At 59.5% G+C, this 22,233-nt stretch carries 20 protein-coding genes and 1 pseudogene; 6 read left to right on the top strand and 15 right to left on the bottom strand.

Annotated features, from left to right (window positions below):
- The first annotated feature begins 227 nt into the window (after window positions 1–227).
- Window positions 228–1,226, top strand: coding sequence for a bile acid:sodium symporter family protein (locus KGB27_RS25555; protein ID WP_008032437.1), 999 nt, complete (start codon window positions 228–230; stop codon window positions 1,224–1,226).
- Window positions 1,227–1,245: 19 nt separating this feature from the next.
- Here the strand turns inward: KGB27_RS25555 and KGB27_RS25550 are convergent, their stop codons facing one another.
- Together KGB27_RS25550 and KGB27_RS25545 are read right to left on the bottom strand one after the other, a co-directional pair.
- Window positions 1,246–2,811 carry an aldehyde dehydrogenase (NADP(+)) gene (locus KGB27_RS25550; RefSeq protein ID WP_223556769.1) on the bottom strand — a complete coding sequence of 522 codons (1,566 nt, stop codon included), beginning with the start codon at window positions 2,809–2,811 and terminating at the stop codon, window positions 1,246–1,248.
- A 6-nt stretch (window positions 2,812–2,817) separates the two neighbouring features.
- On the bottom strand, window positions 2,818–3,447 hold the full coding sequence (locus KGB27_RS25545) for an isochorismatase family cysteine hydrolase (protein ID WP_223414151.1): 630 nt from the start codon (window positions 3,445–3,447) through the stop codon (window positions 2,818–2,820).
- A 100-nt stretch (window positions 3,448–3,547) separates the two neighbouring features.
- Between KGB27_RS25545 and KGB27_RS25540 the strand changes: the two genes are divergently transcribed.
- Window positions 3,548–4,054, top strand: a complete 507-nt coding sequence (locus KGB27_RS25540; protein WP_008042728.1) for a winged helix-turn-helix transcriptional regulator — start codon at window positions 3,548–3,550, stop codon at window positions 4,052–4,054.
- A 47-nt stretch (window positions 4,055–4,101) separates the two neighbouring features.
- Here KGB27_RS25540 and KGB27_RS25535 read toward each other — a convergent pair whose 3' ends face one another.
- From KGB27_RS25535 to KGB27_RS25510, 6 genes are all read right to left on the bottom strand, one after another.
- Window positions 4,102–5,271, bottom strand: coding sequence for a M20 aminoacylase family protein (locus KGB27_RS25535; RefSeq protein WP_223556768.1), 1,170 nt, complete (start codon window positions 5,269–5,271; stop codon window positions 4,102–4,104).
- Window positions 5,272–5,296: 25 nt separating this feature from the next.
- Window positions 5,297–6,529, bottom strand: a complete 1,233-nt coding sequence (locus tag KGB27_RS25530; RefSeq protein ID WP_223556767.1) for a diaminopropionate ammonia-lyase — start codon at window positions 6,527–6,529, stop codon at window positions 5,297–5,299.
- A 59-nt stretch (window positions 6,530–6,588) separates the two neighbouring features.
- Window positions 6,589–7,365 carry an amino acid ABC transporter ATP-binding protein gene (locus tag KGB27_RS25525; protein WP_008032422.1) on the bottom strand — a complete coding sequence of 259 codons (777 nt, stop codon included), beginning with the start codon at window positions 7,363–7,365 and terminating at the stop codon, window positions 6,589–6,591.
- Complete coding sequence (locus KGB27_RS25520) at window positions 7,358–8,023, bottom strand: amino acid ABC transporter permease (protein WP_223556766.1); 666 nt, start codon at window positions 8,021–8,023, stop codon at window positions 7,358–7,360. The genes KGB27_RS25525 and KGB27_RS25520 overlap by 8 nt, the downstream gene beginning before the upstream one ends.
- Before the next feature lie 8 nt (window positions 8,024–8,031).
- Window positions 8,032–8,673, bottom strand: a complete 642-nt coding sequence (locus KGB27_RS25515) for an amino acid ABC transporter permease (protein ID WP_207286397.1) — start codon at window positions 8,671–8,673, stop codon at window positions 8,032–8,034.
- A 115-nt stretch (window positions 8,674–8,788) separates the two neighbouring features.
- Entirely contained in the window at window positions 8,789–9,793 is a 1,005-nt protein-coding gene (locus KGB27_RS25510; RefSeq protein ID WP_223556765.1) for a transporter substrate-binding domain-containing protein, read from the bottom strand.
- 261 nt (window positions 9,794–10,054) lie between these two features.
- On the opposite strand from KGB27_RS25510, the gene KGB27_RS25505 reads away from it, so the two are divergent.
- Window positions 10,055–10,519: an Lrp/AsnC family transcriptional regulator gene (locus tag KGB27_RS25505; RefSeq protein ID WP_008032416.1), complete on the top strand. Its 465-nt coding sequence runs from the start codon at window positions 10,055–10,057 to the stop codon at window positions 10,517–10,519.
- A 63-nt stretch (window positions 10,520–10,582) separates the two neighbouring features.
- Here KGB27_RS25505 and KGB27_RS25500 read toward each other — a convergent pair whose 3' ends face one another.
- From KGB27_RS25500 to KGB27_RS25475, 6 genes are all read right to left on the bottom strand, one after another.
- Window positions 10,583–13,018: a TonB-dependent siderophore receptor gene (locus KGB27_RS25500; RefSeq protein WP_223556764.1), complete on the bottom strand. Its 2,436-nt coding sequence runs from the start codon at window positions 13,016–13,018 to the stop codon at window positions 10,583–10,585.
- Between the two features lie 92 nt (window positions 13,019–13,110).
- Window positions 13,111–14,088 carry a FecR domain-containing protein gene (locus KGB27_RS25495; protein WP_008042746.1) on the bottom strand — a complete coding sequence of 326 codons (978 nt, stop codon included), beginning with the start codon at window positions 14,086–14,088 and terminating at the stop codon, window positions 13,111–13,113.
- Window positions 14,085–14,591 (bottom strand): sigma-70 family RNA polymerase sigma factor, encoded by a 507-nt coding sequence (locus KGB27_RS25490; protein WP_192229080.1) that lies wholly within the window; start codon window positions 14,589–14,591, stop codon window positions 14,085–14,087. Before KGB27_RS25490 ends, KGB27_RS25495 begins: the two co-directional genes overlap by 4 nt.
- Window positions 14,592–14,760: 169 nt before the next feature.
- On the bottom strand, window positions 14,761–15,435 hold the full coding sequence (locus tag KGB27_RS25485; RefSeq protein ID WP_008042749.1) for a helix-turn-helix transcriptional regulator: 675 nt from the start codon (window positions 15,433–15,435) through the stop codon (window positions 14,761–14,763).
- A 19-nt stretch (window positions 15,436–15,454) separates the two neighbouring features.
- Window positions 15,455–16,084: a hypothetical protein gene (locus tag KGB27_RS25480; RefSeq protein WP_223481168.1), complete on the bottom strand. Its 630-nt coding sequence runs from the start codon at window positions 16,082–16,084 to the stop codon at window positions 15,455–15,457.
- Between the two features lie 208 nt (window positions 16,085–16,292).
- Window positions 16,293–16,724 carry a nuclear transport factor 2 family protein gene (locus tag KGB27_RS25475; protein WP_207286403.1) on the bottom strand — a complete coding sequence of 144 codons (432 nt, stop codon included), beginning with the start codon at window positions 16,722–16,724 and terminating at the stop codon, window positions 16,293–16,295.
- 233 nt (window positions 16,725–16,957) lie between these two features.
- Between KGB27_RS25475 and KGB27_RS25470 the strand changes: the two are divergent.
- A pseudogene (locus KGB27_RS25470) lies at window positions 16,958–17,179 on the top strand (hypothetical protein); the annotation flags it as partial.
- 548 nt (window positions 17,180–17,727) lie between these two features.
- Here KGB27_RS25470 and ilvD read toward each other — a convergent pair.
- Window positions 17,728–19,410: a dihydroxy-acid dehydratase gene (gene ilvD, locus KGB27_RS25465; RefSeq protein WP_008042755.1), complete on the bottom strand. Its 1,683-nt coding sequence runs from the start codon at window positions 19,408–19,410 to the stop codon at window positions 17,728–17,730.
- Window positions 19,411–19,795: 385 nt separating this feature from the next.
- Here ilvD and mqo point away from each other — a divergent pair, with 385 nt between their 5' ends.
- Both mqo and dapF read left to right on the top strand, forming a co-directional pair.
- A complete protein-coding gene (mqo, locus tag KGB27_RS25460; protein ID WP_032828550.1) occupies window positions 19,796–21,442 on the top strand; it encodes a malate dehydrogenase (quinone) in 1,647 nt (548 codons plus the stop codon).
- A gap of 169 nt (window positions 21,443–21,611) precedes the next feature.
- A partial coding sequence (gene dapF, locus KGB27_RS25455) for a diaminopimelate epimerase (protein WP_223556761.1) occupies window positions 21,612–22,233 on the top strand: 622 nt, incomplete at its 3' end.

The following is a 22,233-nucleotide window of genomic DNA, read 5'->3' as shown; positions in this document are numbered from 1 at the left end:
GACTGACCCACCGCTATCGCCGGCAAGCCGGCTCCTACAGTTGATTTGTGTCATGGTCGAGTACCGCGTCCGCATGAAGTTGCCGCCCCCCGTTGTTTTTGCTGATGAATACATTCGCATCAACGTTATGTCCGTTAGGCGATATCTACTGGCTTGTTAGCGTTAGTCGGTAATCGGCAGGCGCGTTAGAGTCGACCCACGCCCCTCGCCACCACCGGATAATACCGATGACCCGCCCCCGTTTTTTACCCGACAACTTCACCCTGACCCTGATCGGCGTGGTGATTCTCGCCAGCCTGCTGCCCGCCAGCGGTCAGGTCGCGGTCGGTTTTGGCTGGCTGACCAACATCGCCATTGCCCTGCTGTTTTTCCTGCACGGCGCCAAACTGTCGCGTGAATCGATCATCGCCGGGGCTGGCCACTGGCGCCTGCATTTGCTGGTGTTCAGCCTGACGTTTGTCCTGTTCCCCTTGCTTGGGCTGGCGCTCAAACCCTTGCTGTCGCCGATGATCGGTGCCGACCTGTACATGGGCATGCTTTACCTTTGTGCGCTGCCCGCTACGGTGCAATCGGCGATTGCGTTCACGTCCCTGGCGCGCGGGAATATTCCGGCGGCGATTTGCAGTGCGGCGGCCTCCAGCCTGTTCGGGATTTTCCTCACGCCGTTGCTGGTGACCTTACTGCTGAATGTGCACGGCGAAGGCGGCTCGACGCTCGATGCAATTCTGAAGATCAGCGTGCAACTGCTGCTGCCGTTCATTGCCGGACAGATCGCTCGACGCTGGATCGGCGCCTGGGTTGCGCGCAACAAGAGCTGGCTGAAATTCGTCGACCAGGGCTCGATCCTGTTGGTGGTTTACGGCGCGTTCAGCGAGGCGGTGATCGAAGGGATCTGGCATCAGATACCACTCTGGGAACTGGCCGGACTGGTGGTCGCTTGCTGCATTTTGCTGGCGTTGGTCTTGCTGGCGTCCACCGTGCTGGGCAAGGCGTTCGGCTTCAATCAGGAAGACCGCATCACCATCCTGTTCTGTGGTTCGAAGAAGAGCCTGGCCACCGGCGTGCCGATGGCCCAGGTCCTGTTCGCCGGCAGCACCATGGGTGTGTTGATCCTGCCGTTGATGCTGTTCCACCAGATTCAACTGATGGTCTGCGCCGTGTTGGCGCAGCGCTATGCCAATCGCAAGGAAACCATCCCAGAACTCATGGCTCAGGTTGATCCTTGATCTCCGGTCGGGCTGACAACTACTGCCCGTCCACCAGCCGAGGCAGCCCCAACGGGTTGAAATCACGCAGTGCCTCAGGCAACAGCGCGTCCGGAAAACCCTGGTAAGCCACCGGCCGCAGGAAGCGTTCGATCGACGTCATGCCCACCGAGGTGAAGCGACTGTCCGAGGTCGCCGGAAACGGTCCGCCGTGAACAGTGGCGTGCGTCACCTCCTGCGGATGGGCGAAGGCGTTGACGACGATGCGCCCGGTCCTGCGCTCCAGCACCGGCAACAGGCGTCGGGCCAGTGGCAAGTCAGTTGTTTCGAGGTGCAGGGCGGCGCTGAGTTGGCCTTTGAGCGAGCGGGCAATGGCGAGCAGTTCTGCCTCGTCCTCGACGGTCACCAGCAGCGCCGATGGGCCGAAGACTTCCTGCGACAGCGCGGCTTCCTCGAGGAAACGTTGGCCGGTGACCTCCAGCAACGCCGATTGGCCGTCAACGTCGGCGCTGGCGGCCGTGCCTTCGGCGATGCGCTGCGCACCGGCGTTTTCCATCGCGGCGAGACCGTTCAGATAAGACGCATGGATCCCCGGCGTCAGCATCGTGCGGGCTGCGGCCTCGCTGATGCGCTGCACCATGGCGGCGCGCAGCGCTTCAAGGCCGGCGCCTTTGATCGCGATCAGCAGCGCGGGTCTGAGGCAGGCTTGCCCGACATTGACCAGCATGCGCTCGATAAAGCCATCGCCGATCTGCGCGCCGCGCTCGGCCAGGGCAGCGGGCAGGATGAACGTGGGGTTGATGCTGGTCATTTCGGTAAACACCGGGATGGGATCGGGCCGCAACTGCGCGCGCCGATACAGCGCCATGCCGCCTTGTTCCGAACCAGTAAACGTCACGGCTTTAATCAAAGGATGATCGACCAGCGCTTCGCCGATGGTGTTGCCGCTGCCGCGTACCATCGAGAAAACCCCCTCGTGCAACCCGTGTTCCTGCACGGCCTTTTGGATGGCCCGCGCCTGGATTTCCGAAGCCCCCGGATGGGCATTGTGCGCTTTGAGGATGACGGTCGAGCCGGCGGCCAATGCCGAAGCGGTGTCGCCACCGGCCACGGAATAGGCAATCGGAAAGTTGCTCGCACCGAAAATGGCCACCGGGCCGATGGCCATTTTTTGCAGGCGATGGTCCATGCGCGGGCGAGGTTGACGATCAGGTTGTGCCGGATCGATGGCCAGTTGCAGGAAGCGGCCCTTGCGCACGACCTCCGCGAACTGACGGAACTGGACGGCGGCTCTGCTCGCTTCGCCCTCAAGCTGAGCTTCTGGCAGACCCGTTTCGAGCGCGGCCCGTGCCGCCAGCTCCTTGCGGGTGGCCTCAAGATTGTCGGCAATGCTCTCGAGAAACGCCGCGCGCCGTGCGAGTGACGTATGGCTGTAACTGTCGAACGCTTCGTCGGCGAGCGTTGCTGCCTGGTGGACTTGCGCGACGCCGCCGAGGGCAAAATCCGGTTCGATCAGCGTGTTGGTCGCGGGGTTGAGCGCTTTCATCGTTCCTTCGGTGGCCGCGACATCGTGGGTCCCGATGATCAGGTTTCCTGTCAGTTTCATCATCGGTTATTCCTGCCCTGCGAGGGCGGCGACGAGTTCGTCCGTGGTCACAATCGAATGGGCAAACGTGGGGCCGTTCAACTCGTGGGCGGCGTGCATCATTTCCGGGCGGAAGGCGGCGGTCGCATCGCGCACCAGGGTGACGTGGTAACCCATTTCCGATGCATAGCGGGCGGTCGCTTCGATGCAGGTGTTGGCCAGCAGACCGACGATGATCACGTGGGTGATGCCTTTTTGCTTGAGGCGAAAATCCAGGTCGGTGTTGGCGAAACCGCTCGACCCCCAATGCTCCTGCACGACGATGTCACCGTCCTTCGGCGCAAAATCCGGATGCCATTCGCCGCCCCATTCCCCGCGTGCAAAGTGGTGCATGTGCATGATCTTGCACTGGGTCGGCGTTGGATGGTCCCAGCCTTCGTAGTCACCGTGTTCCCAGCGATGGTGCGGTACGATGACGACCGGAATGTCGAGGGCGCGAACCGTGCGGTCGAGCGTGCGCAGGTTGTCGAGCAGGCCGACTTGCTCGGCGATCGGCTTGATCAGGGGAAAGACCTTGCCGCCTTCCGAGAGGAAATCGTTGTAGGGATCGACCAGCAGATAGGCGGTCCTGTTGAGCGGATAAAGGGCGTTCGACATGACGATGTTCTCCACAAAAGTTGAGTGATCGGTGCCGGGGACTTGCCTGGGCATCTTGTTGATATGATAATCATAGTTACAGCGAAAGAGGCAAGCCCGTATGTCGACCAACATTGCTGCTCCCGACACTCTATGCCCGATTGCGCGGGCCGAGACAGTCGTGGGCGACCGCTGGACCGTGCTGGTCCTGCGTGAGTTGTTCATGGGAAGTCATCGATATGACGAGATCCAGGCGCAGACCGGCGGCACCCCGCAAATGGTCGCTACACGCCTGAAAAACCTGGAAGCCGACGGCCTGGTAGAACGCCGCCTCTACAACGAACGGCCACCGCGCTACGAGTATCACCTCACCGCGAAAGGGCAGGCCTTCTACTCAGTGGTGTTGGCACTGCGCGCCTGGGGGGAAACCTGGTGCAAGTCGCCGGAAGAAGGGTTGGCGGTGGTGTACACCCACAAAACCTGTGGCGAGCCCGCCGGGTTAGGGCCGCTGTGCGCCCATTGCGGTGAGCTGTTGCGCCGTGAAGAACTGATCAGTGAGCAGAGCGCGGCGTACCGCGCAGAGAGGCAGGCGCGGCGTGAGGCGTTCAAGGGCAGTCGAAGCGCGTAGCCACCCGACAGAAAAAGCAGCACGTTGGCGTGCTGCTCTGTGGCGAGTTATCCCGCAGCGAGTGCTGTACGGGCAACTTCGGCGAAATAGTGCGCCCCCGTGGCCAGCACATTGTCGTTGAAGTCATACCTGGCATTGTGAAGCGGAGTCCCCCCTTCATCCGCTGTGTCACCGTTGCCGATAAACACGAAATTGCCGGGTACGACCTGCAGGAACGCGCCGAAATCCTCTGAAATCATCATCGGCTGGATGTCCGCATTCACCCGGTCCGGGCCAACAATTCGGGTCGCCGCCGCGACAGCGATGGGGGTGCACTTTTCCCAGTTCACGGTGGGTGCGAATTCATGGGTGTATTCGAACTCGCACGATGCGCCGTGGAGCCTGCAAATGCCTTCGCAGATTTCTCGCATGCGCCTTTCCAGCATGGCCTGGACTTCGGGCGCGTAGCTGCGCGTGTCGCCCTTGATGACGACGTGGGTTGGAATCGCATTGCGGATGCCATCGGTGATGAACTCTGTGCAGGAAATCACGGCCGGAACGCTCGGGTCGAGGTTGCGGGAAATCACCGTTTGCAGGGCCAGCACCACCTCGGAAGCGATGACGATCGGGTCAACCCCCATGTGCGGTCGTGCCGCGTGCGTGCCCTGGCCCTTGATCCGGATAACGAAGTTATCCTCACTGGCCATGATCCCTCCAGAGCGCGTCGCGATTGTGCCGGCGGGCAACCCCGGCATGTTATGAGCACCGTAGATGGCATCCACCGGGAAACGATCAAACAGGCCATCAGCAATCATCGCTTTGGCGCCACAGCCGTGTTCTTCGGCGGGCTGGAAAATGAAGCGTACCGTCCCGTTGAAATCACGAGTTGTGGTCAGTAGCCTGGCGGCGCCGAGGATCATGGACATGTGGCCGTCATGACCGCAGGCATGCATTTTTCCTGCGGTTACCGAGGCGTGATGCCGCCCCGGAGCATCTTCGTGAATGTGCAGTGCATCCATGTCGGCCCGAAGCCCCACCACCGCCGGACTGTCTCCGACCTTCAAACTGGCGACCAGGCCTGTGCCGCCAATGCCCCGATGCACCTCAAGGCCCATCGACGCGAGCGCATCAGCCACGTAGTCGGACGTGTGGATTTCCTCGAAACCGACTTCTGGGTGTTGATGGAGGTGGTGACGCCAGCTGACCAGCTGCGCGTGAAACTCGTGGTCGTCGATCACTGCATGGGCTCCTGCGTTCTGTTGATCACACATTTTTTTGTAGCTGCCATTGGTGCTGACGGGCAGTGACCGCTTGCGCGGATTCACCCACCAGACGCTCGTAGACCGACGGGGCCGTCGCACCCTCGGTACTGATGATGAGCACTCGGGAGTCTCGGTCGATGCCGACTGTTCTGGCTGTTGCCGGATCGCGTAGCAGGATTTGAAGCGCTGCCAGACCGGCCACCGCCGACTCACCGGCCACCACAGGAATGTCGGTCGGACTGCCGTGAGCCAGCTGCTGCATGGCAGACACGGCGTCGTCGTCGCTGATGGTCATAAAGAAATCTACGCACGGTTCGAGGAATCGCCAGGCGAGGGGAGAGGTTTCGCCGCAGGCGAGGCCAGCCATGACCGAGTCCACCGAGCCTGTTGCTTTGGCGGGCAGGCCCTGAACCGCACTTTGGTACAGGCAATCCGCTTGCCGGGGTTCGACCATGACGAAGACGGGACGCTGTTCCTGGTAAATTTCCCAGAGGTAACTGCTGATGCCCGCTGCCATTCCTCCCACCCCCCCTTGCAGGAACACGTGGGTGAAAGGGCAGGTCGCCTGGGCCTTGCCCGTGGTTTGCTCGATCAACTCGGCGGCGATGGTGCCGTAGCCTTGCATCACGTCGCGAGGGACGATCTCGTAGCCCTCATACGAGGTGTCCGACACCACGGGCCAACCGTTTTGCTCTGCCACGGCGGCGGTATGTTCCACCGACTCGTCGTAGTTACCTTCAACCCGGATGATGCGGGCGCCGTACGCGGCAATGGCCGCCTCGCGCTCCGTACTCACGTTGGCATGCAAAACGATGACGCATTGGCAGCCGACGCTTTGTGCCGCAGCCGCCAGGGCTCGCCCGTGATTGCCGTCAGTGGCACTGATGACCGTGAAATCATGCAGGCGCTGCCGATATTGACCGGTGATGAGCCCTTTGGGATCAAAGGATTCATGGGGCATCAGCCGCAGAATCAGCCTGATCAGCGCGATCGGTGCGCCGAGTGCCTTGAAGCTGCCCAGGGGTGAACGTGTCGATTCGTCCTTGACCCAGAACCCGGCCACGCCGAGTTCTTCAGCCATGCCCGGAAGCTCCCACAGCGGTGTCGCCGTTTGGTTCAGGTGTTCCCAACTCGATAGCCAGTCTCGTGACTCATGGGCCGCGTCGACACTCATGATGTCCTGAAGGTGTTTTGGGTAGGTGCTGCGAGAGGCGCGTGGGTTAGCGAAAAACATAGCGGTTCCTTGTAACGCTGGAGAAAAGGCGTGCGCGTTTTGGCGATTTCCAGGGGCAGTCATGCCGTGGTCGTTCTGTAGCGCCCTAAAAACTGGCGAACGCGTTCACTGTCTGAGTTGGTAAAGAATTTTTCCGGTGCGGCTCTTTCAATGATCTGTCCTTTTTCAATGAACACGACCTCGTTGGAGACGGCGCGGGCAAATTCCATTTCATGGGTCACGATGACCATCGTGAAACCGTCCTCGGCCAGTGAGCGCATCACCGCCAGGACTTCCCCGACCAGTTCTGGATCGAGCGCAGACGTTGGCTCATCGAACAAGATGACTTGCGGGTTCATCGCCAAGGCTCGCGCAATGGCAACCCGCTGTCGTTGGCCTCCTGAAAGCGACCAGGGATAAGCATCGTGCTTGTGCGACAGGCCGACTTTCTCCAGCAGCGCAACCGCCTGATCATTGGCCTCTTTGCGACTGACACCCATGACATGAATGGGCGCCTCGGTGACATTCTGAAGCACGGTCAGATGGGGCCAGAGATTGAAGCTCTGGAACACCATGGCGGTTCTTGCGCGCATCGCCGCCAGTTCGCGATTGGACATGGCTTTGCCGCCGCCACTTTTAACGCCCATGCGATCACCGCCGATGTAGATTTCACCGGTATCAGGCACTTCCAGCCAGTTGATGCAACGCAACATGGTGGATTTGCCTGAGCCGGAAGAGCCCAAAATGCTGACAGTCTGTCCTCGCTCGACCTTGAGGTTGATGCCGCGAAGCACCTCAATGCCGGCGAAGTGTTTATGCAGGTCGCGGATTTCAACGACCGGGGCGGACTTATTCATGGACCAATCCTCTTTTCTGCGCTCGGCGACCCAGGCGACGAAGTAATGCCTCAACCAACAGGGTGATGGACCAATACAGTGCGATCACGAATATGAAGGGCGGCAGCGGAACAAAATATTTGGCTTGTACAGCAGAGGCCGCAGCCGTCAGATCCATCAAAGTGATGATCGACAGGAAGGCGGTGTCCTTCAGCAGGCAGACCAATTGGTTGCCAAAGAGCGGCCCGGAACGCATCACCATTTGCGGGAGGAGAATCCTCCAGTACATGTTTGAGTTGACGAAGCCGTGGGCATAGGCCGCTTCCGCCTGGCCTGCGGGCAGCGCGGTTCTCGCCGCCCGCAGGATCTCGGCGAAATAGGCACCGTGATACGTAATCAGGGCAATGAAACCCGCCGACCATACATCCAGGCTGATACCCAGGTTGGGAAGCCCGTAGTAAAGGAGGTACAGGAAGATCAGGAAGGGCAGCATTCGCATCAGGTCCAGCGCCCCGCGAACAAGCCGTCGAAACAGGTTGTCCTGTCCTTCCAGCAGGAAAGCGATAACGCAGGCCAACATAAATGAGCAGGCAGACGACACGCCAAAGAGTATGAGTGTGTTCTGCAGCCCGGCCGCGAACACGTCCAGGTTGTCCCACAGCATTTTAATTCCGTTCATGGGAGCCCCTACATGGCCAGGCGCTTGGCGCGCGAGTCTGCAATTCTCTGGAAGCGGACAAGTCCACCGATGATCACGATGTAAAGCAGGCCCGCCGCGAGGATGGGAGGAAGCGGATCGTAAGTGACGGCAGCGATCCGATTCGTCACGCGCGTCAGGTCCACAATGCCGATCATGGCGATCGCGGGACTGCTTTTGACCAACAGGGACATTTCGTTCACAAGCCCGGGAAGGCTGGTGGTCAACATCTGCGGGAGCATGATGCGGCGAAGTGTCAGCCCCGTGGTCATGCCGGCGGCTTTTGCCGCTTCCAGTTGTTCGCGCGAGAAACTGGTCAGGGCGCTGCGCCAGATCTCGGCGTTGAACGCCGTGGTGTTGAGGGTCATGGCGGCAATGGCCACCACCCGGGCGTCAACTTCCCAGCCGATGGAGGGCGCAATCACAAACAGAAACAGCACCAGCGTGACCATCGGTGTCGCCCTGATCAAACTGACATAGACAGCGAGGGCCTGGCTCAAGACCGGGATTTTTGCCGCCCGCAACATGGCAACAACCAGCCCCAGAATGATGCCGAGCACGATAGAAATGCCGGACACCCAAATGGTCGTCCAGGCCGCGTACACAAGCGTGATCCAGTCACTGCTTTGCATTGAAAACATCCTTCGAACAAGTCTTTTGGCCGTCGGCTACCTGCCGGGTCAAAAGAACGATCTACCGACCTGACCATCGCTGACACTTCTTGCGCCAACGATGGCGGCTCTCAGGTTATTTCGCGGTCAGTTGAGTGAACTGTGGCGCAGAAGTAATCGGCTCGCGGGGCAGGTCATCGAACGATTGTCCGAGCCATTTTTTCTGCAGTTCGGCGAGCTTGCCGGTGTCACGCAAGTGGTTCACAAAACCACTCAGGTAATCGAGGAGCTCCTTGTTGCCCTTGGCCACTGGCCAGGCGATATAGCCCATGCTGGAAGTGGCCTCGCCAACGGCAAACACCTGTGGACGTTCCTTCACCAGCATGTTGGCGGGCACGATCGAGTTCACAACGTAGTCGAGCCGGTGATTCGCCAGGTCGGCATACGCCTCCGGATAGGATTGGTACTGCACGATCTTGCCAATGGAACCGCCGGAGGCTTTGAGCTTTGCATCCAGCTGCGTCAATCGGGCCAGTTGCGCACCACCGGCCTGCACGCCGACGATCAACCCGGAAAGGTCCGAGACGCTTTTGATGCGGTCATCGTCTGCGCGCTTGATGTAATGCGAGACCTCAGGGGCGACCGGTGCCACGAAGTCAAAGGCGCCCAGGCGTTCCTCCGTAACACCGGCGCCAGTGATGGCGGCGTCGTACTTCCCTGAGGTGATACCCGCCAGCAGGCCGGTCCAGGGCATGATGTCCTGATTCACTTTGAATTGAGCGTACTTGCGCAGCTCCGCGATAACGTCCTTATGGAAACCTTCGGACTCGCCGTCCTTTATAAATTCGAAAGGGTAATAACTGTCTTCGGTTGCAACGTTAAGTGTGCCGCGGGTGTTTATCTCTGCCAGGCTGGCTGCACTCGCTGCACTCGCTGCACTCGCTGCACTCGCTGCGCCGGTAATGCCGAGGCTGAAGATAATACTGGCTGCGCCAACGATAAGAAAACGACCGGCCTTTGACATGATGCGGCGGTCAACTCGACTTTCTTGAGCACTGTTCATCGTGAAACTCCCATCGGTTAAGTGGTGGGGCAGTACCAAACTAAAAGCTGCGATTGGGGGTGAGATGGCGTTAGTCATGCATTCTCCGTTTTTATTGTTTTCGGCGGGTGGAGCGCAGCCCTTGCCTGACAAGCAGGTGGGATAAAACGATGCTAATGCTCAGGGGGCGCACGATTGCTCGAAAATCGCGGCGTCAAACGCACCATCGTTGCGTTTTCAGCATTTTGTTGCGCTGCGCTCAGGCCAGGTGGGTTGGTACAAGGGCTTGTGCGCAACGAATGAGCGTCCAGGTGCCTTTTCTGCTGTAATGGCTGGGCCCCAGGTGAAGGAGTTTCCCCTATGCAGCTAGATGCCTATGACCGCAAAATTCTCAACTTCCTTCAGGAAAACAACCGGATTTCCCAGCGGGAACTGGCTGAGGGCGTGAACCTGTCTCCCTCGGCAGTCAATAGAAGAATCGCTGCCCTCGAAGCGGCGGGAGTGATCAGATATAACGTGAGTATTGTCGACCCGGCAGCGGTCGGCCGACCGATCACCGTTATCGTCGAAGTTAAACTAGAGAATGAAAGACTTGATTTGCTGGATGAGATAAAGCGGCGCTTTGTGAGTTGTCCGCAAGTTCAGCAGGTTTATTATGTGACGGGGGATTTTGACTTTTTGCTGGTGTTGAATGTACGAGACATGAGTGAGTACGAACAATTAACCAGAGAGTTGTTTTTCTTCGGAAACATCAAGCAGTTCAAGACGTTTGTCGCGATGCAGAATAATAAAAGAACGTTTGCGATACCTTTGGAAATTGAATGACCCTGAAACGGCCCTCCCTGCGACAGCAGCCGGAAGGAGGGCGTTGATGATCGATCGGCGGTGTTAGAACTCCGGCGTGTATTTCACGCTGAACATCACGTTGCGTGGTTCACCGTAGTTGTTGTTGCCATTGATCTGGTTGTAGGCCGCCGTGTAGTAAGTCTTGTCGAACAGGTTGTTGGCGTTCATCGCCAGCTCGATCTCCGAGGAGAGTTGGTAACCGACACGGGCATTCCAGACGGTGTAACCCGGTACGTTGACGACGTGGTCGTAACCCAGCGTATGGCTTTGGGTCGTGAAGCCCAGGCCGGTACTCACACGGCTCCAGTCGCCACCCAACTGGTAGTTACCCCAGACGCGCAGCATGTGTTTCGGCGTCCACCAGCTGAAGACTTTGCCTTCGTTGTCCGGGTCCTTGAGGTACTTGGTGGTGTTGTAGGTATAACCGGCAAACAGTTGCAGACCGTCCAGCACTTCGCCGCTGATTTCGGCGTCGAGCCCCTGGCTGCGTACTTTGCCGGATGCCTTCGAGCAGTACCAACCGTCGCAGTTTTGCCCACCGTCCATATCGAGCGTGGCGCGGTTTTCCTGGTCGTAACGGAACAACGCCAGGGACGTATTGACCCTGCCCTCCATCAACTCGCCCTTGAGACCCAACTCGTAGTTCGTACCGATGATCGGTTTGATTACCGAGCCGCTTGTACTGCGTTCGGTTTGCGGCGTGAACACGTCGGTGTAGCTGGCATAGACCGCCCATTCGCGGCTCAAGTCATAGACGATACCGGCGAAGGGGGTGACTTCACCGTTTTCGTTGCTGGTGCTTTCAGGATCGGCGGTAATGCTGGTCGCGTCCTGGCGCCACGATTTATAGCTGTAGTCGTACCAACTGACCCGTGAGCCGAGCACCAGGGTCAGCGGATCAATCGGCTTGACCCGCCAGCTGCCGTAGAGGCCTTTTTGGCGGATGTCATACTTGCTTGGTGTCCCACGGCCACCGGGGCTATTGAGCAAACCGTCGTAGCTGATTTCGGGACGGTTGTGATCAATGTCGAAGATGGTGTCGGCACTGTTATTGAAGGTTCGGGCGAATTTGTCGTCTGACGTGTATTTGGAATAGTTGCCGCCCACCATGATTTCCTGCTGCATGGACAAGGCTTCGAATTTGCCGTTGAGGTTCATGTCCAGAGCAACTTTGGTGGAGTCCATGTCCGTCACGAAGTCAGCGTACTGCACGCCGCTGCCATCGGCATTGATGCCGTTGCCACTGGATTGCACCCGTTGGTTTTTCGCTTTATTGGTTTCAGTCATGCGCACGGCGCCGACCTTGAAGGCCCAATCGTCGTTGAAACGGTGTTCCAGGTCGGTGTAGAGCGTGGTGACATCGATGTCCGAATGGTTCCACTTGGCCCCGGTGTACGTGCTGCGCGGCAGGTCGATGGGCTTACCGCCGGCGTAGCGGGGGAAGCCGCGGACATTCGAGCGCGATTCGCCGTCGGACTGGCTGACTGCCAGGCCCAGGGTGGTGTCTTCACGCAGGTCGAAGTCCAGCGCGCCGTACAGCGAGGTGGTCTTGTACCATTCGGAATCGACGAACGAGTGGCTGTCGTCCTGGTCGGCAATGAAGCGCCCGCGCACGGTGCCGGTCTGGTTCAGCGGCCCGCCGGCGTCCAGTTGCAGACCGTAGTGGTCCCATGAGCCGGCCTTGCCGGTGAGGGTCACTATCGGTGCGGCCTGGCCGCGTTTGCGTACCAGGTTGACCGCGCCGCCAGGGCTGCCGGTGCCTTGCAGCAGGCCGGACGCGCCACGTAGCACTTCCATGCGATCGAAGAAAATCAGGTCCTGCGTGGCCCAGTTGCCCAGCGAGTAATAGTTGCGCGGAATCGGCACGCCGTCGTACTGCCAGTCATCGATCTGGAAACCACGCGAGCTCAGGATCAGGCCTCTGCCGACGCCTTGGGCACCGACCAGGCCGGTGGTCTTGTTGGCCGCGTCCTTGAGATCGACGATATCCTGATCGTCCATTTGCTTGCGGGTCATCACCGTGACCGACTGCGGGATTTCCTTGAGGGTGTGGGTGCCCTTGCCGATGGTCACCGCCCTTGCGGCGTAGGAGCCTGAGCCTTCGGTGGTGGCGTCGGTGCTGCGTTCGACGATGTTGGTCACGCCCAGCTGCAACGCTGCGCTGTTGTCCGGGGCTGGCTCGACGCTGAAGTTACCTTGCCCGGTCACTCGCAATTGCAGGCCGCTGCCCGCCAGCGCCTTTTGCATTGCCTGTTCCGCAGGCATCTGGCCGACCACTGCCGGGGCTTGTTTGCCCTGCACCAGCGAAGGCTCCAATGAAACGATATGGCCGCTCTGGCTGGCGATGGCATTCAGCGTGCTGGCGAGTGGGCCGGCCGGCAGGTTGAACATCAGGTCTTGCGCCTGCGACAGGGCAGGGCTCGCCAGGGTTGCCAGGGCGACAGCGGCGGAAAGGGCATGGGGCCACGGGTTGAACACAGCGTTCTCCTGAAAATGTGGAAGTGTCAGGAGATAGGTGGGACGAGAAATGAAAACCGGACACGAATGAGAGTTATTTTCAAAAAAATTTATCAGCGCGACTCTTTTGCACGTATCAGCGTCAACCATGGGCTGTAGCGATCCACGCGAATCGGCAGGGTTTCCGCCAGGGCCGTGAACACCCGATCCGGATCGTTCAACGGGAATACGCCCTGAACGCGCAAACCGCGAACCTCGGGAGCCACGCGGACAAAACCCCGGCTGTAGGGGCGCAGCGCATCGACGACGTGTTCCAGGGGATCGTCCAGCACGTTCAATCGCCCGCTGAGCCAATCGGCGCGATGACGCTGATCGCCGGCCACCGGGACAATTTTCCCTGCATACAACAAGGCCGATTGACCTTCCTGCAGGTCAAGTGTCGTGCCGTCGAACAGTCGGGCTTCGATCGAGTGTTGCAGCACCACAACGCGAGTCGCGTCTTGTTCCTGAGCCACCAGGAAACGGGTGCCCAGTGCCCGTATTTCGCCCTGAGCGGTGCGTACCCGCAGCGGACGCAGGGGGTCGGCCGCCACCTGAATCACCAGTTCGCCGTGGCGCAGAATCACCAGCCTTTGCTTGTCATCGAAGCGCAGGTCCACCGCGCTGTTCGCGTTCAGACTCAGGCGGCTGCCGTCGGCCAGCGTGAAATCCTGACGCTGGCCACGGCCGGTGTGCAGATCCGCCAGCAGCGAGTCACCCAGCGGGCTGCGGATGCCGAGCCAAGCGCCGCCGCCCAGCAGACCGAGACCCGCGATCACGCGGAGCGCATCGCGGCGTGAACCATGAGGCTGCAACAGCAGTTGCCGCGCTTCGTTGGCTTGACCAGGCAGGCGCCGATCCAAGGCACGAATCGTGTTGAAGGAACCGCCAAGGCGTTCCTGCAAGGTGGCCCAGGCCCGGGCGTGTGCGGGGTCCATCGCCAGCCATGCGTTGAACCGTTCTTGCAGTGCGGCATCGGGTTTGCCGGCACGAAGGCTCACCATCCAGTCGATGGCCTGTTCGCTGACCGGGTCAAGGCGCGGCGTGCTCATGGCGCCAACTCGCTCAGGTAGCACTGACGCAATGCCTGTTTCATGTAGCGGCTGACCGTGCGTTCCGAAAGCCCCATTTTGTGAGCAATCGCCACGTAGCTCAGACCGTCCAGCTGGCTGTAGAGGAACGTGGCCTTGACGACCAGTGGCAAACCGTCGAGCGCCCGGTCGATCGCGACCAGGGCTTCGATCAGTTGCAACTGTTCTTCAGGGGAGGGGGCAAACGCCTCGGGCAGCGTGGACAGGCGTTCGAGGTAGGCCAGTTCCAGCTTGCGCCGGCGATGACGGTCAAAGATCAGTCGTCGGGCAATGGTCGACAGGTACGCGCGAGGTTGTTCGATGCTGTCGGGGTCTACCCGGGCCACCAGCATCTGGCAAAACGTATCGGCGGCGGTGTCCTCAGCGTCCGCGTGATTGCGCAGGCGCCGCTGGATATGCTGCAACAGCCAGCGATGATGGTCGCTGAAAAAGAAGCCCAGCTTGCTGGTCGGAGGAACTTGCACCGGTTGGCTTTCCAGATGTTAGTGTGAATCGTTCTCAATACTACCTTTGAGAGGATCGCCACTGCAATCTCTGACTTCGCTGGATGCCATTCGGCCAACGCTGCCTCGACCTTGGTAGGGAGGCGGTGAGGTGTACGCGTCTTACGATCCGGGCGATGTCGAAGACGGCTCAATCATCAACCGGATCTGTTTGCTCAGAAGGCCGCACGTTATCGGGCCCGGTGGCCGTTTCTGCGGTTGGTCGAAGCTTGAACCGGCAGACGTTACCGCCGCGCACCATGCATTCCGTGTGATCGACTTCTGCGCCGCCCAGCGTGCCGATCAAGGCCAGGTCCAGTTCACAGACCACCGGATGGGCCTCTGCGAGTCGGTGAAAAACGCAGTTGTGTGCGACGATTTCCGGGTCACCGCTGGAGCGAAAAAACACCTCTGATTGGTATCCCGCCTGGTTCATGTGTTGCACGATCCTGGCTTCGTCGACCACCTGCGATTCACGATCCAGCGCCAGTTTTCGGCCCATGCTGCGCATCAGCGTGGCCAGCGCTTCGGGACCGATGATGCCGGCCACTTCATCGATCAGCACACTCGCCAGCATTTGATACTGGCGAGGAAACTGCTCCTTGGCATGGTCGGTGAGCCGGTACAGTTGCTCTGGCCGCCGACCCGTCGGCCGGGTTTCGCCCCGCAACACCAGGCCGTCACGCTCAAGCGCCGCCAGATGCTGGCGAATCGCAGTGCGCGTGACGGCCAGTTGTTCGGCCAACTCGTCAATGCTCATGCCGCTCGCATGGTGCAGCAGCGCATTGAGCAGGTCTTGCTGTGTCCGGCCCAGTCCTTCCAGCATGGTGTGTCCTCGCCCGACGTCAGAACTTGTCCGGGAACTGCTTGACCAGTGCCGCCGTCAGCGCATCGGCCAGCGCCAGGATATGGCCGCGCATCATGTGCCAGGTCCGCGCTTCGCCCGCGTAATCGTGTGCGGCGAGTTCATCGATCTGCGCGACATGATGGCCCCCGTGAGCACCGAGCATGGCAACCAGCGTGTCTTCAGGCAAGTTGGGGTTGGCTTTGGCCAGGAACGCGGCAATCGCCTTGGCATTGCTGGTCAGGTCCGCGACTGCGGCTTGCTTGCCTTTGTTGTCTTTGGCGACCGTTGCATCGCTGTAATGCTTGACCGCGCCCCAGTGACCGGCCAGCAATTTGAGCAACTGATCGGCAGCAGGCTGACCGTAGAGCGGGGCGATGCTATTGGCGATTTTGGTTGCGTTGTCGACCACCTGATCTGCGGCGACTTTGGCTTGCTGCTTGTCGGCAGCCTGATTGGCGATGGCGTAATTTCTGATCCAGAACACATGTTCGACCCACAGGTCGCGCAAGGCCAGGCGCGTGGTCAATGCAACGCTGTCAGGCGCAGCCGTTGAGGCGGGCGGCGTCTGACTCCAGACCGGTTGAGCACAGAACGCCAACAACATTAAAGCCAGGATCTTGATATTCATGACGGCACCCTCGGGAAGTGGGATTGTTCGACAATATCAATTTAAGCATAAAAATATGTTTTTATCGGGCCGACGCCCCGCGCACAGATCAACGGTCATTGTAGGAGCGAGCCCGCTCGCGATGAACGTCAACGATGACGCAGTTTGCCTGAATCAACGCGGCGCTTATGGGGCCATCGCGAGCGGGCTCGCTCCTACACAACCCAAATCAGAACTTGAACGCCTGACGCCCGACCAGCAGCCAGTGGCCTTTCTGTTTCTGCCAGATCTGGAAGTTCTCGATTTCAGTCGGAATCACTTCAGTGCCTTTCAGCGCCTGTGCCGAGAAATGGTTGCGAACCAACGCCACGTCACCGGACAGGGTGATGGTCTGGTTTTGCATTTCGAGGGTCTTGAAGGCGCTTCGACCGGTTTCGATGTCGGCGATGTATTCCTGCTTGTTCTGGATTTTCCCGCTGGAATGCCCGTAGGTCAGGTTTTCGGCGGTCAGAGCGTTCAGTTCGGAAATGTTCTTTTTCAGCATGGCCTGGGTCAGGTGGTCGACAGCCTGGGCCACGTCTTTTTCAGCGGCGGACGGGGCGGCCGCGACATAGCCACTGAACAGGCACAGAAATCCAACCACCAATTTCGCTTTTTTCATGGGTGTTTCCTTGTTGTTGTGGGTGATCGAGTGATGAACATGAAGATCATTCATCAGTCGTCGTACAACCTAGCATGCACTGAGAAAAAAACGAACATGGCCAGGGGGAATTACCGCATGTCGTAAAAACCCGCGTGAACGCAAACAGCCCTTCAATTGCGCTGTGACGCAGTCGATAACCTGTTCAGAAGCCATGCGCGAATGGCCGCACCCACTGACAGGAGACCCACAGCGTGTCGATAAAATTACGCTTGCTCTTGCTGATCGGCACCGGCCTGCTCACGGCCGTGATCATGAGCCTGGTCAGTTACCTGGGAAATTCGCAAATGGCGACCGCAGTGAATGACAACGAGGTCAGCATGACCGCGCTGCGCAATCACCTCGAAGCCGACATGATGCATGACGCGTTACGCGCGGATGTACTGTCAGCGCTGGCGGGAAAATTGTCGCAGTCGGTGGATCGGTTTCGCCTCTGAAAATCAACACGAACCTGTAGGAGCCGGCTTGCCGGCGATAGGAGCAATGCGGTTTGACGGGATACCGCGTTGTTAGCATCGCCAGCAAGCCGGCTCCTACAAATATTTGTCGGTGACGGCTCCCTCGACGACGGATGACCTGTCGGCGATGGGGGGGAAATTGTCGCAGTCAGTGGATCGGTTTCGCCTCTGAAAATAAACACGACCCTGTACGAGCCGGCTTGCTGGCGATAGGAGCAACGCGGTTTGACGGGATACCGCGTTGTTAGCATCGCCAGCAAGCTGGCTCCTACAGGTATTTGTCGGTGACGGCACCCTCGACGACGGATGACCTGTCGGCGATGGGGGGGAATTGTCGCAGTCGGTGGATCGGTTTCGGCTGTGATATCCATTCAACATTGATGTTGCCAGACCGGACCCCATCGCGAGCAGGCTCGCTCCCACATTGATTGCGTCAACGCGAAGATCAACTGTGGGAGCGAGCCTGCTCGCGATGGCAATCGCTCAAACGAGGCAGAATCAAAGCATTAAAGGTATTTGTCGGTGACGGCACCCTCGGAGGCGCTGGACACCGTCTTCGCATACTTCGCCAACACCCCGCGTTTGTACCTGGACTCAGGCCGCACCCAGCGGGTCTTGCGCTCAGCCAGTTCGGCATCGGAAACGCCGACCGTGATCTGCCGGGTTTCGGCATCGATGGTGATTTTGTCGCCGTCTTCGATCAACGCAATCGGCCCGCCATCAAACGCTTCCGGCGTGATATGGCCCACCACAAAACCATGGGAACCCCCGGAAAAGCGGCCATCGGTAATCAACGCAACATCCTTGCCCAACCCCTTGCCCATGACCGCCGACGTCGGCGAAAGCATTTCGCGCATGCCCGGGCCGCCCTTGGGTCCTTCGTAGCGAATCACGATCACGTCGCCCGCTTTCACTTCGCCATTGAGAATCCCGGCCAGCGCACCTTCTTCGCCGTGATAAACCCGCGCCGTACCTTCAAAGCGCAAACCTTCCTTGCCCGTGATCTTGGCCACCGCGCCAGTGGGCGAGAGGTTGCCGCGCAGCACCACCAGGTGCGAGTCCTTTTTCACCGGCTGGTCGAAGGGCAGAATCACGTCCTGGCCTTCCGGATAGTCCGCCACGTTTTCGAGGTTTTCCGCGAGGGTCTTGCCGGTCACCGTCATCGCATCGCCATGCAACATGCCGGCCGCAAGCATGCGCTTCATCAGCGGTTGAATGCCGCCGATGGCGACCAGTTCGCTCATCATGTATTTGCCGCTGGGGCGCAGGTCGGCCACGACCGGCGAGACCTTGCCCAGCTCGACGAAATCATCCAGCGTCAACTCGACGTCCACCGCATGCGCCATGGCCAACAGATGCAGCACCGCGTTGGTCGAGCCGGCGAGGGCGATGACCACGCGGATCGCATTTTCAAAGGCTTTGCGGGTCATGATGTCCCGTGGTTTGAGGTCCAGCTTCAACAACTCCATGACCTGCTGGCCGGCGCGGAAACTGTCCGAGGCCTTGTCGCTGCCGACGGCGTCCTGAGAGCTGGAACCGGGCAGGCTCATGCCCAGCGCTTCAATGGCCGAGGCCATGGTGTTGGCCGTGTACATTCCGCCGCAGGAACCGGGGCCGGGAATCGCCACTTCCTCGATCTGCTTGACCTGGATTTCGTTGATGTCGCCGCGCGCATTCTGGCCCACGGCTTCGAACACGGAAATGATGTCGGTGTGGCCGGCACCGGGCCGAATCGTCCCGCCATAGACGAAGATGGAAGGGCGGTTCAACCGCGCCATGCCGATCAGGCAGCCCGGCATGTTCTTGTCGCAACCGCCCACAGTCACCAGGCCGTCGAAGCCTTCGCAACCGGCCACGACCTCGATGGAATCGGCAATCACCTCGCGTGACACCAGCGAATACTTCATGCCTTCCGTGCCGTTGGCGATGCCGTCGGAAATGGTGATGGTGTTGAAAATGACGCCCTTGGCCCCGGCGGCATTCGCGCCTTTCTCCGCCTCGACCGCCAGCTTGTCGATGTGCATGTTGCACGGCGTGACCATCGCCCACGTCGAGGCGATGCCGATCTGCGGTTTCTTGAAATCCTCGTCGGTGAAACCCACGGCACGCAGCATCGAACGACCGGGCGCACGCTCCACGCCATCGACCACTTGAGAGGAATATTTGCGCAGATCGTTTTTATCGCTCATGACTGCTCCTCACCGGTTCATCGAAAAAACAGGTTGAGTATAGTGGCCCCGGCGCGCGTGTTCGGACTATCAGGTCGGGAACAGACGCGCGGGTTTGCTCCGGCGTGATATTCTTCACCTCAACTTGGTTTGACCTATTCAGTTTGCGTGTCCTCGAGACGCGCCAACAGAATCACTGTCGCTCAAGTAGCTGAAGCCAATAAAGATAAAAAGTCAGTTCAGTAGGGACATATAAACTGAGGTCGATGGATCACGTCGGCCTTGTGTGCCCACCCTCCGGATCTCATGTGCGAGCCCCCACGACATTTGCCTGAATGCCGTGTGAAACAAGGGTTTCGTCGTGAGGATGGAAGGGCGGATGACGTTTTATCAAAGGTGCTACAAGATGTTTAAGAAAATGAACACGGCCCTGCTGGGGCTGGCTTTGTCGATGGGGATCACGTCCGTTCACGCGGAAGAGGCAAAGAAAGTCGATGTGCTGCTGATCGGCGGCGGCATCATGAGCGCGACCCTGGGTGTATGGCTCAATGAGCTGGAACCTGGCACCTCGATGGAAATGATCGAGCGCCTCGACGGCGTCGCCCTGGAAAGCTCCAACGGCTGGAACAACGCCGGTACCGGTCACTCCGCCCTGGCCGAGTTGAACTACACCCCGGAAGACGACAAGGGCAATGTCTCGATCCCGAAAGCCGTTGAAATCAACGAAGCGTTCCAGATCTCCCGTCAGTTCTGGGCCTGGCAGGTTCAGCAAGGCGTGCTGAAAAACCCGCGTTCGTTCATCAACTCCACACCGCACATGAGCTTTGTGTGGGGCGATGACAACATCAAGTTCCTGAAAAAGCGCTACGAAGCCCTGCAAGCGAGCCCGTTGTTCGCCGGCATGCAGTACTCGGAAGACCCGGCGCAGATCGCCAAGTGGGTTCCGCTGATGATGGAAGGGCGCGACCCGAACCAGAAAATCGCGGCCACCTGGTCCCCGATCGGCACCGACGTGAACTTCGGCGAAATCACCCGCCAGTTCGTTGCGCACCTGCAAACCACCCCGAAATTCGACTTGAAACTGTCTAGCGAAGTGCAAGACATCACCAAGAACGAAGACGGCTCCTGGCGCGTCAGCTACAAAAACCTGAAAGACGGTAGCAAGTCCGAAACCGACGCCAAGTTCGTGTTCATCGGCGCGGGCGGCGGTGCCCTGCACCTGCTGCAGAAGTCCGGCATTCCTGAAGCCAAGGAATACGCAGGCTTCCCGGTCGGCGGTTCGTTCCTCGTCACCGAAAACCCAACCATCGCCGAGCAACACCTGGCCAAGGCCTACGGCAAAGCCTCCGTTGGCGCACCGCCAATGTCGGTTCCGCACCTGGACACCCGTGTCCTGGACGGCAAGCGCGTGATCCTGTTTGGCCCATTCGCGACCTTCAGCACCAAGTTCCTCAAAGAAGGCTCGTACCTGGACCTGCTGACCACCACCACCACGCACAACGTGTGGCCAATGACCAAGGTCGGCATCAAGGAATACCCGCTGGTCGAGTACCTTGCCGGTCAGCTGATGCTGTCTGACGAAGACCGCCTCAACGCCCTGAAAGAATACTTCCCGAACGCCAAGGCTGAAGACTGGCGCCTGTGGCAAGCCGGCCAGCGCGTGCAAATCATCAAGCGTGATGAAGCCGCCGGTGGCGTGCTGAAACTGGGCACCGAAATCGTTGCTTCCGCTGACGGCACCATCGCCGGCCTGCTGGGCGCATCGCCAGGTGCTTCGACCGCTGCGCCGATCATGCTGACCGTGCTGCAGAAAGTGTTCAAGGACAAGGTCGCTTCGCCAGCCTGGCAGGAAAAACTGCACCAGATCGTGCCGAGCTATGGCACTCAGCTGAATGGCAGTCCTGAGAAGGTTGCACAAGAGTGGGCTTACACCGCCAAGGTCCTGCAACTGACCCCGCCACCGGCGATCGGTCAAGTAGCTGCCCCGGCAGCTGCCCCGGCTGAAGCGCCAAAAGCGCCGAAGGCAAACGCTGCAACTGATATGGCTCTGTAACCAGACGCCCAGTCAAAAAGCCCACTGAACCGGTGACGGTCAGTGGGCTTTTTTGTGTCTGGAATTCGGGGCTGGCGGGTAGCTTTCGCGTGCCCTCACGCAACTTGCAAAAGCACTGCGAATGGGGCTAGATCGCCTGCAAACGGCCATTCACCACAGGGATCTGTCTATGCCGCTGAGTTTCCACAAGATGCACGCCAATGGCGACGACTTCGTGGTCGTGGACGCGCGAAACTCGGCCAATCCAGTGACAAGCGCCCTGGCTCGGCGAATGGGAGATCGCCACCGCGGCATCGGCTTCAATCAACTCGCAGTGGTGCTCGATTGCGAAGACGCCGATGCGCGGTTGATGTTCTGGAATACCGATGGCTCCACGCTGGATGTGTGTGGCAGCGCAACGCGGGGTGCTGCGGACAGGCTGATGCGCGAATCGAATTCGACGTCGATAACGCTTCGGACCAACCGGGGGTTGCTCACTTGCCAACGAACCTCCAACGGCAAAATTTCCGTCAGCATGGGGCCGCCGATGTTTGGCTGGTCGGATGTTCCCCTGGCTCATGAAATGGATACGTTGGTTCTGCCCCTTGATGGCGGCCCGAGTGCGTGCAGCATGGGCAATCCGCACTGCACCTACTTTGTGGATGATCTGACGGCGATAGATATCGCGGCCATCGGCCCCGCCCTTGAAACCCACCCGCTGTTTCCGCTCAGGACGAATGTGCATTTCGTTCAGATCATTGACCGTAAGCATATTCGGTTGCGCATCTGGGAGCGCTGGGGCGGTATTCCGC

The sequence above is a fragment of the Pseudomonas sp. BF-R-01 genome (genome assembly GCF_019946615.1).
Classification (GTDB): Bacteria; Pseudomonadota; Gammaproteobacteria; order Pseudomonadales; family Pseudomonadaceae; genus Aquipseudomonas; species Aquipseudomonas migulae.
The sequence above is the reverse complement of the archived record's forward strand: the minus strand, read 5'-3'. Positions and strand labels throughout refer to the sequence as shown.

Bases quoted from the DNA above. Each gene is read 5' to 3' on its own strand.
- KGB27_RS25555 (WP_008032437.1), top strand. From the start codon at position 228: ATGACCCGCCCCCGTTTTTTACCCGACAACTTCACCCTGACCCTGATC.
- KGB27_RS25550 (WP_223556769.1), bottom strand. From the start codon at position 2,811: ATGAAACTGACAGGAAACCTGATCATCGGGACCCACGATGTCGCGGCC.
- KGB27_RS25545 (WP_223414151.1), bottom strand. From the start codon at position 3,447: ATGTCGAACGCCCTTTATCCGCTCAACAGGACCGCCTATCTGCTGGTC.
- KGB27_RS25540 (WP_008042728.1), top strand. From the start codon at position 3,548: ATGTCGACCAACATTGCTGCTCCCGACACTCTATGCCCGATTGCGCGG.
- KGB27_RS25530 (WP_223556767.1), bottom strand. From the start codon at position 6,529: ATGTTTTTCGCTAACCCACGCGCCTCTCGCAGCACCTACCCAAAACAC.
- KGB27_RS25525 (WP_008032422.1), bottom strand. From the start codon at position 7,365: ATGAATAAGTCCGCCCCGGTCGTTGAAATCCGCGACCTGCATAAACAC.
- KGB27_RS25520 (WP_223556766.1), bottom strand. From the start codon at position 8,023: ATGAACGGAATTAAAATGCTGTGGGACAACCTGGACGTGTTCGCGGCC.
- KGB27_RS25515 (WP_207286397.1), bottom strand. From the start codon at position 8,673: ATGCAAAGCAGTGACTGGATCACGCTTGTGTACGCGGCCTGGACGACC.
- KGB27_RS25510 (WP_223556765.1), bottom strand. From the start codon at position 9,793: ATGACTAACGCCATCTCACCCCCAATCGCAGCTTTTAGTTTGGTACTG.
- KGB27_RS25505 (WP_008032416.1), top strand. From the start codon at position 10,055: ATGCAGCTAGATGCCTATGACCGCAAAATTCTCAACTTCCTTCAGGAA.
- KGB27_RS25495 (WP_008042746.1), bottom strand. From the start codon at position 14,088: ATGAGCACGCCGCGCCTTGACCCGGTCAGCGAACAGGCCATCGACTGG.
- KGB27_RS25485 (WP_008042749.1), bottom strand. From the start codon at position 15,435: ATGCTGGAAGGACTGGGCCGGACACAGCAAGACCTGCTCAATGCGCTG.
- KGB27_RS25480 (WP_223481168.1), bottom strand. From the start codon at position 16,084: ATGAATATCAAGATCCTGGCTTTAATGTTGTTGGCGTTCTGTGCTCAA.
- KGB27_RS25475 (WP_207286403.1), bottom strand. From the start codon at position 16,724: ATGAAAAAAGCGAAATTGGTGGTTGGATTTCTGTGCCTGTTCAGTGGC.
- ilvD (WP_008042755.1), bottom strand. From the start codon at position 19,410: ATGAGCGATAAAAACGATCTGCGCAAATATTCCTCTCAAGTGGTCGAT.
- mqo (WP_032828550.1), top strand. From the start codon at position 19,796: ATGTTTAAGAAAATGAACACGGCCCTGCTGGGGCTGGCTTTGTCGATG.